At 42.4% G+C, this 15,442-nt stretch carries 16 protein-coding genes; 14 read left to right on the forward strand and 2 right to left on the reverse strand.

Translation table 11 applies throughout. The annotated features are described in order from the left end of the window. Positions 1–6 precede the first annotated feature (6 nt). The gene (locus BUB28_RS08620; protein WP_072950642.1) at positions 7–519 is read right to left on the reverse strand and encodes a hypothetical protein; all 513 of its coding nucleotides are present in this window, start codon (positions 517–519) and stop codon (positions 7–9) included. Positions 520–521: 2 nt separating this feature from the next. After that, the gene (pheS, locus tag BUB28_RS08625) at positions 522–1,550 is read right to left on the reverse strand and encodes a phenylalanine--tRNA ligase subunit alpha (RefSeq protein ID WP_072950644.1); all 1,029 of its coding nucleotides are present in this window, start codon (positions 1,548–1,550) and stop codon (positions 522–524) included. Positions 1,551–2,081: 531 nt separating this feature from the next. Here pheS and BUB28_RS08630 point away from each other — a divergent pair. The 14 genes from BUB28_RS08630 (at position 2,082) to BUB28_RS08695 (ending at position 15,369) form a co-directional block, all read left to right on the forward strand. Next, positions 2,082–2,606: a hypothetical protein gene (locus BUB28_RS08630; RefSeq protein WP_072950645.1), complete on the forward strand. Its 525-nt coding sequence runs from the start codon at positions 2,082–2,084 to the stop codon at positions 2,604–2,606. A 206-nt stretch (positions 2,607–2,812) separates the two neighbouring features. Next, on the forward strand, positions 2,813–4,330 hold the full coding sequence (locus BUB28_RS08635) for a hypothetical protein (protein ID WP_072950647.1): 1,518 nt from the start codon (positions 2,813–2,815) through the stop codon (positions 4,328–4,330). A gap of 33 nt (positions 4,331–4,363) precedes the next feature. Then, positions 4,364–6,070 carry an NAD(P)H-hydrate dehydratase gene (locus tag BUB28_RS08640; RefSeq protein ID WP_072950649.1) on the forward strand — a complete coding sequence of 569 codons (1,707 nt, stop codon included), beginning with the start codon at positions 4,364–4,366 and terminating at the stop codon, positions 6,068–6,070. Between the two features lie 53 nt (positions 6,071–6,123). Beyond that, complete coding sequence (locus BUB28_RS08645; RefSeq protein ID WP_072950650.1) at positions 6,124–6,744, forward strand: hypothetical protein; 621 nt, start codon at positions 6,124–6,126, stop codon at positions 6,742–6,744. A gap of 115 nt (positions 6,745–6,859) precedes the next feature. After that, positions 6,860–7,960 carry a DUF3810 domain-containing protein gene (locus BUB28_RS08650; protein ID WP_242939965.1) on the forward strand — a complete coding sequence of 367 codons (1,101 nt, stop codon included), beginning with the start codon at positions 6,860–6,862 and terminating at the stop codon, positions 7,958–7,960. 28 nt (positions 7,961–7,988) lie between these two features. After that, the gene (locus tag BUB28_RS08655; protein ID WP_072950654.1) at positions 7,989–9,098 is read left to right on the forward strand and encodes a hypothetical protein; all 1,110 of its coding nucleotides are present in this window, start codon (positions 7,989–7,991) and stop codon (positions 9,096–9,098) included. A 25-nt stretch (positions 9,099–9,123) separates the two neighbouring features. Beyond that, positions 9,124–10,254 carry a hypothetical protein gene (locus tag BUB28_RS08660; RefSeq protein ID WP_072950655.1) on the forward strand — a complete coding sequence of 377 codons (1,131 nt, stop codon included), beginning with the start codon at positions 9,124–9,126 and terminating at the stop codon, positions 10,252–10,254. 24 nt (positions 10,255–10,278) lie between these two features. Continuing rightward, entirely contained in the window at positions 10,279–11,451 is a 1,173-nt protein-coding gene (locus tag BUB28_RS08665) for a hypothetical protein (protein WP_072950657.1), read from the forward strand. An 18-nt stretch (positions 11,452–11,469) separates the two neighbouring features. After that, positions 11,470–12,594 (forward strand): hypothetical protein, encoded by a 1,125-nt coding sequence (locus tag BUB28_RS08670; protein WP_072950658.1) that lies wholly within the window; start codon positions 11,470–11,472, stop codon positions 12,592–12,594. A 70-nt stretch (positions 12,595–12,664) separates the two neighbouring features. Continuing rightward, positions 12,665–12,943, forward strand: a complete 279-nt coding sequence (gene yabP / locus BUB28_RS08675) for a sporulation protein YabP (protein WP_072950660.1) — start codon at positions 12,665–12,667, stop codon at positions 12,941–12,943. Continuing rightward, positions 12,940–13,479 carry a spore cortex biosynthesis protein YabQ gene (gene yabQ, locus BUB28_RS08680; RefSeq protein WP_072950661.1) on the forward strand — a complete coding sequence of 180 codons (540 nt, stop codon included), beginning with the start codon at positions 12,940–12,942 and terminating at the stop codon, positions 13,477–13,479. The genes yabP and yabQ overlap by 4 nt, the downstream gene beginning before the upstream one ends. Next, the gene (locus BUB28_RS08685; RefSeq protein WP_028518919.1) at positions 13,476–13,778 is read left to right on the forward strand and encodes a hypothetical protein; all 303 of its coding nucleotides are present in this window, start codon (positions 13,476–13,478) and stop codon (positions 13,776–13,778) included. The genes yabQ and BUB28_RS08685 overlap by 4 nt, the downstream gene beginning before the upstream one ends. 46 nt (positions 13,779–13,824) lie before the next feature. Then, positions 13,825–14,373 carry a S1 RNA-binding domain-containing protein gene (locus tag BUB28_RS08690; protein ID WP_072950663.1) on the forward strand — a complete coding sequence of 183 codons (549 nt, stop codon included), beginning with the start codon at positions 13,825–13,827 and terminating at the stop codon, positions 14,371–14,373. Positions 14,374–14,559: 186 nt separating this feature from the next. Then, positions 14,560–15,369, forward strand: a complete 810-nt coding sequence (locus tag BUB28_RS08695; protein WP_072950664.1) for an amidohydrolase family protein — start codon at positions 14,560–14,562, stop codon at positions 15,367–15,369. The last annotated feature ends 73 nt before the right edge of the window (positions 15,370–15,442 follow it).

Genomic DNA, 15,442 nt, shown 5'->3' on the forward strand with positions numbered 1-15,442 from the left:
GCAGTATCAGCGTCCTCTGTAGCGCTCCTTTACTTCTGAAAGGAACTGTTCCATTTCGATGTGGAGACTGTCGCGCTCAAATTTATCGGACATTATCACATAGGCGTGATTGCCGTTTACATGGGTAAAGTCTATATTATAGTTGAAGCCTGCTGTTCTTCTCTGACCTGTGTAGTCCCTCATGGACATTATATCGTTGGTTCTCCACACAGCGCCGTTATTCATGAACAGCGTGTATTCCTCGTCGGCATAAATTCCGCCCTCGTATCTTATAGGGCAGCTGTTCTTCCATGCAGTGAGCTCGCTTTTATTTTTAAGTCCCAGCTTTTTGCACATGGAGGAGCTTCCTGTCACCAGCTTTACAGCATAGAATGCTGCTGCGGCTGCGGCGAATATACATAATATGATGATAAGTGCGCCCAGCTTTTCACCGTTTTCCATAGACCACAACATTTTTATCACACCGCCGACTGTCAGGAGGATCAATATGGAATACTGACCTATCTGCTTTTTGTCCATGATCAGAACTGCTTCAAAAATCTCACATCGTTCTCATAGAGGAGACGGAGGTCGTTGATATCGTAGCGTCCCATAACCATACGCTCAAGTCCGAGACCGAATGCAAAGCCTGAATATTCCTCAGGATCTATGCCGCAGTTCTCCAGCACCTTAGGGTGTACCATGCCTGCGCCGAGAAGCTCGATATATCCCTCGTCCTTACACATTGAACAGCCCTTTCCGCCGCAGTTGAAGCAGCTTATGTCTACCTCGCAGCTTGGCTCGGTGAATGGGAAGTGGTGAGGACGGAAACGGAGCTTGCAGTCGTTGCCGTAGAGCTTTTTCATAAGCATTTCAAGAGTGCCCTTGAGGTCGCTCATTGTGATGCCCTTGTCAACTACGAGGCCCTCTATCTGGTGGAAAAGAGGGGAGTGAGTAGCGTCAACAGCGTCCGAACGGAAAACTCGACCCGGTGAGATGATACGGATAGGTGGCTTTTGGTTCTCCATAACGTGTACCTGTACGGAAGATGTCTGGGTACGGAGAAGTACAGACTCGTTTGTGCCCTCGATATAGAATGTATCCTGAGTATCTCTTGCAGGGTGATCCGGCGGGAGATTAAGAGCCTCGAAAACATGGTAATCGTCGTCGATCTCGGGACCGTCGGCGATATTGAAGCCCATGCCGATGAATATTTCTCTTATCTCGTTCTCCACCTTGGTAAGTGGGTGGAGCTTGCCGAAAGGAGCGTGCTTGCCGGGGAGAGTAATGTCGATCTTTTCCTCTGCAAGCTTAGCAGCCTGTGCGTTTGCTTTAAGTGATGAGAGCTTGCTGTTGAGAGCATCTTCGATATCTGCTCTTACCTTGTTTGCAAGCTGACCGATAACAGGTCTTTCTTCTGCGGAGAGCTTCCCCATCTGTTTAAGGATAGCTGTGAGCTCACCTTTTTTTCCGAGGAACTTTATCCTCAGGTCGTCCAGTGCCTTGATCTCTGTGCAGGCATTAAGCTCTTGCTTAGCCAGTGCTTCGATCTTTTCAAGCTGTTCTTTCATTATTTCACCTCATAAAATTTAAATTAGGAGTTCGGAATTAAAAAAAGTCCTGTCCAACAGGACAAGACTTACCTTGCTTTTATACCACCCATTGTCAGGAGAGCCGACACTCTCTTGTCTTTAACGCAGACCTACGTTACAGTCTACACAGGAAATGGAGCTTGAATATGTTCCACATGAGCCGCTCTCTTGAACTGCCCTCTTGGATAGCACACTCTTCGAGCTGCACCCCTTCAACCGTACCCCTCGTGAGTGAACTTCAGCCTGCTTAGTGACGGAACGCTCACACCTTGCCGCTCCTCTCTGATGACACTGTTACAGTCTTACTCTCTCAGTCAACGGGTTATAAGACAATTATATACGCTGTATTCAAAAAAATCAAGCTTTTTTTTGAAAAAAATCATACTTACCGCAAACTTGTGAAAAAAAGATGAAGCATTTGAAAAAAATGATACGATTTATTGCATTCTGACTAAAAATGTGTTATTATTAATATGTATCACTTTATAAATATTGAATGGAGATAATACAATGGATAATTTTGCAGAACAGCTCATTAAAAAGAACGAAACAAGCGCTGACAAGACCAGAAGAGTAATGCTTATCGTAGTAGGTGTACTGTTCACCATTTCGCTTGCAGCTCTTGCTGTGCTTCAGCTTAGCAACCCTCTTATAGCTTTGCTTGGATTTGCACTTGCTGCCGCCGCAGGCTACGGAACATACTATTTCGTTCAGAATACTTATGTGGAATATGAGTATTCCTTTACCAACGGCGAACTTGATGTTGATAAGATAATCGCAAAGAAGAAAAGACGTGAGATGCTGTCAACGAATGTAAGACAGTTCACCGCATTCGGCAAATACAGCGACGATATTGAGGAAAGCGATGATATGACCATAATATTTGCAACGGATAATATCGCTTCACATGAGTATTATGCGGACTTCAACGACGAGTCGGCAGGTTCGGCAAGACTGGTATTTGCTCCCGATGAGAGAATGCTTGAGAATATAACCAAATTTCTCCCTGCAAAGCTGAGGACAAAGCTTTCATGACAGGAGCGAGATAAATAGTCGGTAAAAAAGATAAAAGAGAGCTTATAATCGGGCTTATAGTTCTTATAGTCTATACAGGCGGACTTATATTCGTCAGCTGTTTCCATGAGCCGTGGTTTGATGAGACACAGGCGTGGCTGATAGCCAAAAGTGCATCATATAAGGAGCTTTTTACGTATGTCCCACATTATGAGGGACACCCACCGTTGTGGCATCTGCTGCTCGCACCTTTTGCAAAGAACGGTGCTCCCTTTGATATAACCTTAAAGACAATAAATATAATTTTCTGCACTTCGGCGATGGCTCTGCTGATATTCCGTTCGCCCTTTCCGAAGGCTGTAAGGTATATACTTCCCTTTACATATTTCTTTTTCTACCATTACGGAGTATACAGCCGCCCATATTCAATGACAATGCTTGCATTCATGCTTGCGGCTATATTCTACAAGGAACGCAACAGCAAGCCGTGGCGGTATATTTTTTCGCTTTTATTTATATGCCTCACTACAGCCTATGGCTTGATGCTCTCAGGCGGACTTTGTCTTGTATGGACTTTTGAGATAATAGCCGAGCTCCATAAAGGAAAAAAGCTTGCTTTTTTCTGGAAGGACAAGAGGTTTTATTCTCTCTGCTTAATTCTCGCAGCAGCAGTCTGCATACTTCTTATGATAATCCCTGCTGATGATTGCTATTACGGCGGTGTTGATAATTTGCGTCCACTCAAAGATGCTCTGCTCAGCTTAGAGGACTACGGTACTGTTCTTATACTTCCTGTTGAGAGCTGGAGCGGAATGCTTTTCGGCTTGAACGGCACAAAGGATTATCCCTCATTATATATTGCAGAGGCTGTAATAGGAGTGCTGATTTGGGCAGCATTGATAGCCGTAACACGAAAGAATAAGAAATTCCTTACATTCTTTGTGCCATACATCATTATGGCTGTATTTATGTCATTTCACTATATGTCGGCGCATCACATCGGTATAAGCTCACTTTTCCATGTATTCATATTCTGGATAATGGCAGAGCAGGAGGGCGGTATAAAGATACCAGAGTCCTTCGTGAAAATAAAGAACAGCTTCAGATCGCCTATGATACGCAGTATAATTTACGGAGCAAGCGGCATAATATGTCTTATGCCTGTTGTCTACAGCATCGGAGCATCTTATTTTGATATAAGAGGCGAGTGCGGAACAAGCAAGATCGCTGAGATAATAAAGAAAAATCATCTTGAGGATAAGAAGATACTGGTGCAATGGTCGGTCAAATACGAGGAAAAGGGCGATAATCTTTTCAAGGTGCTGGAAATGCCCTCCGAACATGGAAAGGTCCTGGAAAACAGGACATACCTCATTGCGGATCCTGTTATGATACTTCCTTATTTCGACAGAAATATATTTATGAACTTCAATGTGGACTGTCCCGATGATCTTTATATGCATTACAAATATAAAGAGGACGTACAGGCAGCATTTGCAAAATGGCGGGAGAAGGGGCTTCCTGATTTCATAGTAGATTACTGTCCTCTGGATGAGGTATATGATGAAGAAACACTTGAAGGTGTAAGGTATCTTCCTGTGTATAAGCTTGAATACAATATATTCTTTAAGCTTGATTTCAATATATGCTATGAGCGCTTTTACATACGTGAGGATCTGCTTCCGGAATATCCTCAGTTCAAATGGATAGACGATCCGAGCGGAAAGGTTTACAAAAGAAAATGATAATAATTTAATGCTCGAAACGGAGGTTTAAATATGCAGATAGTTACACCAAAGCAAATGGGGAGAATTGAGGAGCGTTCTGAAAAGATAGGGGTATCAAAAAGACAGCTCATGGAGAATGCGGGAGGAAAGCTTGCGGAGCTTATCGACGGCTATTGCCGTAATGAAGCTAAGCTGAGTCCCGAGGAATGCTCGGTAGTATTTCTCGCAGGTACGGGAAATAACGGCGGCGACTGCTTTGCTGCGGCGGACATACTTCTGTACAAGGGGTACAGGCTGACTATCATACATATAGGCGGACTTCCGAAAACACCGCTTGCACAGGAGATGATGAGCAGGCTGCCGAGGGAGAGGATAACCTTTATCGAGGGCTTCCGCAGCGGCAATGTTGAGGCTGCCATAGAAGCGGCAGAGCTGGACTATATGACTATACAGCCGAGAAAGCCTGATATCTCCGATGATAAGCATGAGCATAACCCGCTTGATGATATACTCAATGCAGAGAAGAAGCGCATGGGGCTTATAAAGGGAGCTGTAGTAGGTGCACAGGTACTTGTGGACGGCGTATTCGGAACAGGCTTCCACGGAAGTCTTGACAAGGATATCATCGGTATTTTTGGCATCGGTACTGCTGCATACAGGGTAGCTGTTGATGTGCCGAGCGGCGGAAACAGCGCATCGGGTACTGTTTCGGCAGGTATATTCAAGGCAGACGAGACACTGACCTTCGGCTTTATAAAGTCGGGTATGTCGCAGTTCCCACTGAAGAAATACTGCGGAAAGATCACTATAGCAGATATCGGTATACCCGATGAAGCTCTTAAAATACTTGAAGGCGACAGAAAATACTTCAGGATAGAAAGGAACTTCCTTGCAGCTTATCCTCCGAAGAGGGAAAGGGACTCACATAAGGGCAATTTCGGAACTGTTCTCGTTATCGCGGGAAGCTCCTCAATGCGCGGAGCAGCAGCCTTTGCAGCTCTCGGAGCACTTCGCAGCGGTGTTGGACTTGTCCGCGTTGCTTCTGTTGAGAAATGCATAGACACAGTTTCCGTGCTTGCGCCCGAGGCTACATTTATCGAGCTTGACAGCGATGATTACGGCTTCATGTTGTATGACAGCAGCTGCGAGCCCATTGCCGAAGCTATGAAAAAGGCTACGGCAGTAGTAATAGGCTGCGGCATGGGAGTCACTCCCGATACTATCGAGCTCACGAAATTTGTTACGCAGAATGCGCCCTGTCCCGTAATAATCGACGCAGATGGAATAAACTGCATAGCAAAGGACATAGATATTTTAATGAAGAAGCGAACAGATGTCATCATAACTCCTCATACGGGAGAGATGGCAAGGCTTCTCAACTGCGATACGCAGATGATATCCGAGAACAGGCTGCTTGCTGCGGAGAAGTACGCCGAGCAGTACGGCATAACAGTAGTGCTGAAAGGCGGCGGTACTGTCGTTGCCGATAACTGCTATACAGCGGCAAACCATACAGGTAATGCAGGCATGAGCGTAGGCGGCAGCGGTGATGTTCTTGCAGGTATAATAGGCTCTGCTGTTGCACAGGGCTGCGGAATATTTGACGGTGCCTGTGCAGGAGTGTATATGCACGGACTTGCAGGCGATATCGCGGCACAGAAGCTGAGTATGGAAGCAATGCTGCCGAGGGATATAATCGGCAATCTTCCCGATGCATTCGGTATACTAAAGGAAAAGAAGAAAAATATGACCGTATAAACTGCGGCAGGATGTGAAAATGTATTTTCATTACTATGAACGGAGCTGGTATTATGAAAAGAGTTTTTACATTCGTATTGACAATTGCAGTTGTGCTGTGTATGACAGCCTGTGCATTGCCTGTTGGCGGAAAAGACAGTTCACGCAAAAACGGGCTGGCGAGTCCTTTTTCTGCGTCTGTCAGCATTACCCTTGACCGTCTTGAAGCCGAGGGAAATATCAAACGCTTTGGCGAGGGAGTGTGGGAGATAGAGTTTTCTGCGCCTAATACTCTCAGCGGCGTAAAGCTGGAATTCAGCGAGGGAAGCGTTATAGCTTCCTACAAGGGGCTGACCTTTTCCGTACCTCAGTCGGCTGTGCCTGTGAAGGCTATGATGCTCAATCTTATGAAGGCAGTGGAGGAAAATGCGAAAAAGGAGGAGCTCAGCGGCAGGGAGGACGGCGATATGCTGAAGGTGGAGGGCAGTCTTGACGGCGGAGATTACACCCTTTCCGTTGACAAGAATGGACTCCTCAGCGGCTTTGATATGCCAAACAATAAGCTGACAATGAGGTTTACAGATATGAAAACGGCAGAAATAACCGTGGATCAGGGAACTGCCGAAACGGTCACAACAACTGTTGCAGTGACTTCTGTTGCGACTGCACAGACAACAGTTACAACGACTGTATAGTATTCAGCGGACAGCAATTGCTGTCCGTTTTCATTTATATGAAAAAATTCTCAGTTGATTATTTTAGCAAACTATGGTATAATTAGTTTGATTTCAGATAAGTCAAAGGGGGAGCATGATGAAGAAAAGATACAGCATACCGCTTATTATCATAGGCGTCATGGTGGTGCTTAACGTTATTTCGCGCTTCAGTACGTCTTTTTCGGACTTTTATGTGAAATACATATTCCATTACATATCGTCGGCGGTTTCCTTTGTTACGGGAGTTTTTCCCTTTTCGCTCGGAGAGATGCTGACAGTTGCGGCGGTAGTACTTGTTATTGTGGGGATACCGCTGTTCATTCTGCTCCTTATTTTCGGAAAGGGCAAACGAAAAAAAACAGCCGCCTTTGCAGGAACTCTTGTGCTGTGGATACTGTGCTATATCACAACTACCGAGACTATGAACTGTTTCATAATGTATCACTGTACTCCCCTTGCTGAAAAATGCTTTCCCAATGCACATGAGCATACCGATGAGGAGCTTACGGAGCTTTACGGAGAGCTTATCATGAAGTGCAATGAGCTTTCAAAGCAGGTACACCGCGATGAGAATGGCTGTTTCGAGCTCACCTGCGACTTTAAAAGTGAAGCGAAAAAAGCTATGAAAAATGCAGCGGACAAGCTATCCCCTCAGCTCAGAGGATATTATCCCGACCCTAAGCCCATTGAGTTTTCCTACTTTATGAGCCAGTCTCACCTGACTGGAATATATCTGCCCTATACTATCGAGGCGAATTACAACGATGATATGGTAAGGGCAAATCTTCCGTCTACAGTCTGCCATGAGCTTGCTCACCTTAAAGGCTTCATACAGGAGGACGAAGCGAACTTTATAGCCTTTGTTGCTACAACCCAGAGCGATAATGTGGAATTTCAGTATTCGGGCTATCTTGATGCTCTTGAATACGTACATAATACGGTATGGGACAATGAGATAGAAGATGCGATGCCTCTTTCCGCTCTGATATCTGATGAAGTACTTGCGGACTGGTTCAGGTTCATGCCCGAGAATTACTGGGAGGAGAACGCCTCAAAAGAGATAATCTCCACGGAGACAGTCAGCGAAGCTTCAACAGCCGCTATTGATACGAATATTAAGATGAACGGCAGAGATGAAGGCATAAAGGCTTATTCTATGGTGGTAAATCTCTTGCTTGACTATTATTACCCGTAATTTCTTACATGAAATGGAGATAAAACATATGAAAAGAATAATTGCAGGTATCATTGCGTTTACAACAGTGCTTTGTGCATTTACGGGCTGCGGTCCTGATACTGCTGATGAAGCTGAGGAAACCACAACAGTTGAAACAACAACTGTTTCAGAGAAAGAAACTACAGAGGCTGCAACTGACGCTGACAGCACAGAGGCTTCGTTTGAAGCTATTGTAAAAGAGTTCTTAGATGCTTACAATGAGAGAGACTATCAGAAAACATTTGAGATGCAGATGCCTGACGGGATAATGAAGGTCATTAAAACAATAGCTGAAATTGAAAATGCAAAGGACGAAAAAGAAGTATCCGAGGATACTGTAATCAAGGATTATCAGGAATATATTTACGGTGACTCCAAGGTGAACTTCAAGGAAATAAAAGATATTGAGTCTGTAGATGAAAGTGAATTGTTTAACCTAAAGAGCAGCTTCGGTATGTACGAGTGGCTTGTAAAGTTCATAAATGAGCATGAAGATGAGATAGCTTCCGACCCCGAAATGCTTGATGAAGAAGCGGATAAATTATCTATAGATGATATAGCTGCTTTCTCAAATATATCAGAGGCTTACAGAGTAACGATGCAGCTTGAATATGAAAAAACAGGCTTGTCTTATGAGGGAAGAATGTATCTTGTGAAGCTGAACGGAGCTTGGAAGATAAACACATTTGAGGCTTTGGGCGAGAGGACGAGAACTTCTCAGAAGCAGCTTGAAGTTCCTGCTTCCAGCATTGCAAAGGCGCAGATGACGGCTTGGGTCGAAATGGACGTTGAGGGAGAGATACCTGATGGCAAATACTGCTTTATAATAAGCTCAGATGAAAGCAAAAATCATAATATCCCCGAATGGTTTGACACTGAGCTGTTTTGTGAAAAGACAGAAAGCTACTTTGAGAGTATAAATGATACGGAATGGTTCTCTGTTATATGCAACGGAATTGCATACACTACCGCATATGTTAAGACAAGACCTGAGAATATCAGCAGATATCCGCAGAATTTTGATAATTCTCTTGAGGATATAAATGACCTGATAACTGACGATATGTCATTTGATGAAATGTATGATATCTGTGTAAAAGCAATAGACGATAAATAAAATACCATAAGGGGGAGTGTTTATTATGAAAAAAATAATTTCTGGAATAGTTGCAGTTATAGCTGTAATTTGTATGTCCACAGGGTGCGGTAATAAAAAAGAGATCAAAGAAACATCAAAAACTGAAAAAACAACTGTTTCTGAGAAAGAATCAACGAATGAAAAAGAAGCAGATAAAGATGTAGAAGTTAAAAACGATTTCGATAAATCTGTTGAAAATGCAGAATATGGAAAACTCATAAAAAAATTTATAGAGGCTTATATAAATGATGACCGTAAAGCAACACTTGAAATGCAGGCACCTGAGGGCTTTATGGACATTGTCTATACTTTATGGAAAACCGAAGAATTTGAAGATTATTCAGAAGATGAATTTTTAAGTTTTTGGCAGGGAAATTTGTATGATAATTATAATGAAGATTTAAAATGGGAAAAGGCTTCTTTTAAGCGAATTGTAAGTTCTGAGGTGATTCAAGACGAAGAATTGGAAGATGAAAAAGGATATTATGGTTGCATGGAATGGCTTGTAAAATATGTAAATGAGCATGGCAATGTTAATTCGGATACGATAGAAGAGGCATTTTACAATGATGATGATTACATTGAAAATCTAAAGTTTAAAGAAACAAAAGAAGTTACTTTTGAAATTGAAGTACCTGAAACGGGAGAGATATTACGAGATAAAGTATTAGTTAGCCGAATTAAAGGAAATGAATGGAAAATATCCTGTCGTTTTGGCAATATGTTTTTAGCCAATAAAAAAGATATCGCAGATGATAGTGCTTCAAAGTTCCGTAAAGCCGGAAATACAGCTATTGTTGAGATGATGGAAATGGATAAATTCCAAATATCTGATGATTATTATATTTTAAGTTCTGATGAAAGTAAAAACTTTAATGTTCCGAGTAATTTTGATAAAAGCGAATTTTATCGAATCATAAGAGAGTATTCATATAATCCAGATGATTGGAAATGGTTTTTAGTCGTAAACAATAACATAGTTAAATATTGTGTTGTTGTTGAAAAGAATTCTTCTATACCTGTTGGCGTTTCTTTTGACAAAGATGAAGATGAATCTATTTCAGGAAAGATCAACGATGATATGTCATTTGATGAAATGTATGATATCTGTGTAAAAGCAATAGACGATAAATAAAACAATGAAAACGGAGTAATTATAATGAAAAAAGTAATTGCAGGAATTGTCGCAATGACAACAGTGATATGTGCATTAACAGGCTGCGGCAAGGACGCTGCTGACAAAGCAGAGGAAACTACAACAGCCGAAACGACTGAGATTACCGAGGAAGTAACTTCACAGGCTGAAACCGAAGCTACGGAGCCGACTACAGAAAAAGAGTCGGAAAAGTCGCAGGATTCAGGCTCGGAGGAGGATACAGTCAGAAAAATAGCAGAGGAATTTGCAGAGACTTATAATGCACGAGATTACATCAAGCTTTTCAGAATGAGCTCTGAGGATAACTGGAATGGCATGGTCGAGGTATATGAAAGAGATCCTGAACTAAAGGCAGAGGGTAAAGATGCTTATGAAATAAGCAAGATATTATTTGAAAATACCTGCGGTAAATATGATGATGATTACAAGATATCGACCATAAAAACTATTACGGAAGCCGACTATAGAGATACCTATTATGTAAGGATAGATCATAATATTGGAGAATTGATGCAGGAGTATATTGTCGAACATGGCGGTGCTGAAAAAGTAGATGTCAAAGAATTCAGGGAAATGTGGGAAAGAGTACCGCGAAATGAATTCAGTGAAGAAGTAGAAAAAATCAAGGCATACAGGATAACCTTTGACTACACAAAGGGCTCTGAAAGCGGCATTGGTGATATTCTTATCTATAGCATTAATGACGGCGATTGGACTTTTGGCGAGCTTAACTTTAAGGAAGACAGGCATGAGGAGTATGCCGAATTAGCTGATTATCTAAAGGAATACGGCGGTTATGAGCTTATCAGTGAATTCAGAGAGAGTGATCTGTATTATGACGATTTTGAGAATGAATGGTATATAGTAAGCTCTGATATAAGCAAAAACTATAACGTTCCCGAATTCATTGATGATATTGAAGAGTGTGTTTATTATATAGATGAATATAATTATTTAAATCATAAATGGTTCATAGTTGCAAAGGGAGATGAGGTCGTATATGCCGCCGTGTGCGACGAAGACAATAATCTCATATATTTTACTGATCCTGGTCCGAATTCGGTTATAAGCATAAAATCTGACGGCGAATATGAATTTGTTGATGCCGCCGAAGTATCAGCAAGCACATTTGATGATGTATACGATGCCTGTGTTAAGGCATTAAAAAATAAATAAAACCAAAAAGGAGTAAAAATGAAAAGAATGATCGCAGGAATCATAGCACTTACAACAGTGTTATGTACATTAACAGGCTGTGGAAAAGATGCTGCCGATGATGTTAAAGATACATCGGTTGAAACAACAGCAGCACAGGAGAACACAACAGAGGAAAGCAATTCAGGTGAGTCTGTAGAAGCAGGCTCTTATGAGGAAACTGTCGAGGAGTTTTTTAAAGCATACATTGCAAATGACCGCGAAAAAACTTTTCTGATGCAGTATCCCGATGGATTCGAGGATTTTATAAAGGTATTACTGAGAACATTCGATGGGGATATGACAGAAGAGGAAATTATTGATAGTTTCCAGTCTGATATTTATAATGACTATGATGAAGATAAAAAGATATCCTTCAAGGGTATTGTAGACTCCGAGCCTTTGAGTGATGAGGAAATGGGCGAAATGAAGGAAGGGTATGCAACTTTAAAATGGATAGTAGATTATATTGACCAGAACGGCGGACCTGACAAGGTGGATCCCAATGTTTTTAATGAAGAATCGAAAAAGCAGGATTTTGATGATTTAGCAGACAGTGTTAAGCTCGATGAGGCTTATAATTTGAAATTTGAGATACAGAACGATGAAACAGGTGAGACCTCAGAGGGTTCGATGATAGTATTCCGTGTTGAGGGCGAAAAAAACTGGTTGATAACCGAATTCAATATTGAAGAAAATGTAAATGACAGCGGTACAGAGGCAATGGAGGCTGCGGCCTCTTCTTTAAGCAAAGCAGGAAATACTGCCCTTGTGGAAATGGACGAGGAGAGTTTATTAGGATCCGCATTGGATAAGGCATTCATTGTAAGCTCGGATGATAGCATGAATTACAATGTTCCCGATGACTTTGATACGGATATATTCAAGAAAAAGATGAAAAATTATTTTGAGAAGATGTCAGAGCTTGAATGGATAACTGTTATAAAGGGCGGAGTAGTTTTCTATGCTGCTGTGGATCGTGTCGAAGACCAGCAGAATGTAGGCACATATCCTGTCGGTAAAGTTATTATAGACCAAAACCTTGATTATACCGATCTTGATAATGAGAACGGTGAGAAATCACTCAAAGATATTTATGATATCTGCGTTGAGAGCATCGGATAATAATACTGTCAGCATATAAAAGCAAGCCTCCGAATATACTTGAAATATCAAGTATTTCGGAGGTATGACCATGCAGGACAAGACTGTAAAGCAAAATCAGAACATTATTCTCGAAAACCGCAAGAGTCTGAGTATATCGGGCATAACCGATGTAGACAGCTTTGACGAAAAAGAGATAAGCCTGTATACTCAGCTCGGCGAGCTTACCATACAGGGACGTGAACTGCATATCGACTCTATGAGCGTAGAAACAGGCGATATGACTATAACAGGCGATATATGGGCGATGATATACGGCGACAGGGATAGGAAGGGCCCTTTATCCGCACTTGGAAGGCTGTTCCGATGAGAATTACCGAGACCTTTTTTTCGGTAAGTGAGGAGCTGCGGCTTTTCGGACTTTCCTGCCTTATGGGAGCTGTAGTCGGAGCAGCTTACGATGTGGTAAGAGTGTTCAGGCTGATAGCTGCACATAATGGCTTTCTTACTGCTGTTGAGGACATATTTTTCCTGATGCTCTATGCTGTTTCGCTTACAGCCTTTTCCGAAGCGGCTGCAAGAAGCGAAATGAGACTGTATTTTGTTATCGGCAACGTTATCGGATACGCGCTTTATTATGTTACCATAGGCAGCGTAGTCATGGGAACTATCCGCAAGCTTTTTTCGGTTGTGGGTGCATTGCTAAGGCTTATTTTCAGACCGTTCAGACCCTGCTGTGCATTTTTACGTAAAAAAGCAACTGCCGAATTTGTAAGAAATTCCAAAAATATAGTTAAACCTATTAAAAAAATAAAAATAGTATTGCTAAATAAGCAGCATATGTTGTATAATAAAATGGAAAATACAAAAGAGAAAGAACGTGAAATGCGTTGTCGAAGAAAATGAGACATGAAAAGGAAAAGAAGAAGGGTCTGTTCAACCGCGGACTTGTAAAGCTTGCAGCAGTTGCAGTTATTATCGGCTGCGGTGTACTTATAGCAACAACTCAGAAAGACTGCGCCGAAAAAGAGGAGCAGGTCAGACTTATACAGACCAAAATAGATGCCTATGAGACCGAAAATGCCGAGCTGCAGCGCGTTCTTGACAGTGATGACCTCAATGAGTACATGGAAAAGGTCGCACTGGAGGAAAGAGGCTATGCCTACCCCGACGAGCGCAGATTTTACGACACTACAAGGGATTAATCGGGCTTGCAGAGACAGGTCCATAATAAAGGAGTTATAAATAAATATGCAGTTGGAAATTGGTAAGATCTACAATGGCAAGGTCAAGGGCATCACGCAGTACGGAGCTTTCGTTGATATCGAGGGCGGCGGTACAGGTATGGTGCATATTTCCGAAATCGCCAATACATACGTGAGCGACATAAGAGAGCATCTGACAGAGGATCAGGACGTAAAGGTCAAGGTCATCGGGATCAACGAGGCAGGAAAGGTAAGCCTTTCAATAAAGAAGGCTTCCGAGAACGGTGACTCTCAGCAGCGTCAGCGCCGCTTTGACAAAGGACAGGGCAAGTTCGATAAAGGCGACCGCGGTGCAGACAGAGGTGAACGCAGCTTTGATAAGGGCGACAAGGGCGAGCGCAGCTTTGATAAAGGCGAAAGAGGCGGTGAGCGTCCGCAGCGTAGCAAGCCTGTAGTATGGGAGCCCAAAAAGCAGATACCGCCTTCAGAGATGACATTTGAGGACATGATGTCACGCTTCAAGCAGACAAGTGAAGAGCGTATGTGCGACCTCAAGCGCAGTACCGACAGAAAAAACGGTACAAGAAGAAAATAACGAAAAAGTCTCCTATAGCGTTAAAAGCTATAGGAGTTTTTTATATCATGCGTCAAATACGTACCCTATCGGCATAAAAACTGTGAAGCTGATACAAAGAAATATTTGAAATACATTGTTTTCATTGACAAACAACTGATAATGGAGTATAATGTTGTTGGATTTTTGGTTAAGGAGATGTTAACAATGAATTCGGAGGTATATGGAAAGTATGAGATAATAGATGCTCATGCGCATATTTTCCCTGAAAAAATTGCGGAAAATGCGACAGAAAATATCGGACATTTTTACGGTATCCCAATGGACGGCAACGGAATGAGCAAAAAGCTGCGCGAGGCAGGCGACAAGATAGGTGTATCGAAATACCTTGTATGCTCAACTGCTACTGCGCCGCATCAGACAGAAAACATAAACAATTTTATCGCAAAGGAATGTGCCGAGCACAGCTGCTTTTACGGTTTTGGTACGACTCACGCAGATTCCGATGACCTTGAAAAGGACATTGAGCAGATATTGAGTCTGGGACTTCACGGTGTAAAGCTTCACCCTGATTTTCAGAAATTCAATGCCGATTCGCCCGAAGCTTTTAAGATATATGAGCTTATGGAGGGCAGACTTCCTCTGCTTATCCACTGCGGCGACAACAGATATGATTATTCTGCACCTCATCGTATAAGAAGGATACACGACAACTTCCCGAATCTGAAAATACTTGCTGCTCATCTTGGCGGCTATCAGCAGTGGGACGAAGCAGTTGAGTGCCTTACAGGTCTTGACAATGTAAGATTTGATTGCAGCAGCTCGCTGGCATTTCTTACTCCCGAAAAGGCAGCACGTATCATTAGGAATTACGGTATCGAAAATATCTTCTTCGGTGTTGATTTCCCTATGTGGAGCCACGAGGACGAGCTTGTGCGCTTCTTGAAGCTTGGCTTTACAGAGGAGGAAAACAAGAAGATACTCGCAGCTAATTTCAAGGAATTTTTAGGACTTTGATATTGGGAGATCATTCCCTGCGGAAATAAAATGAATGGGCGCACACTGTGCGCCCTATTTTTGTAAAAATAGT

Origin of the sequence: Ruminococcus flavefaciens (assembly GCF_900143025.1) — a bacterium.
GTDB classification, from domain to species: Bacteria; Bacillota; Clostridia; order Oscillospirales; family Ruminococcaceae; genus Ruminococcus; species Ruminococcus flavefaciens_I.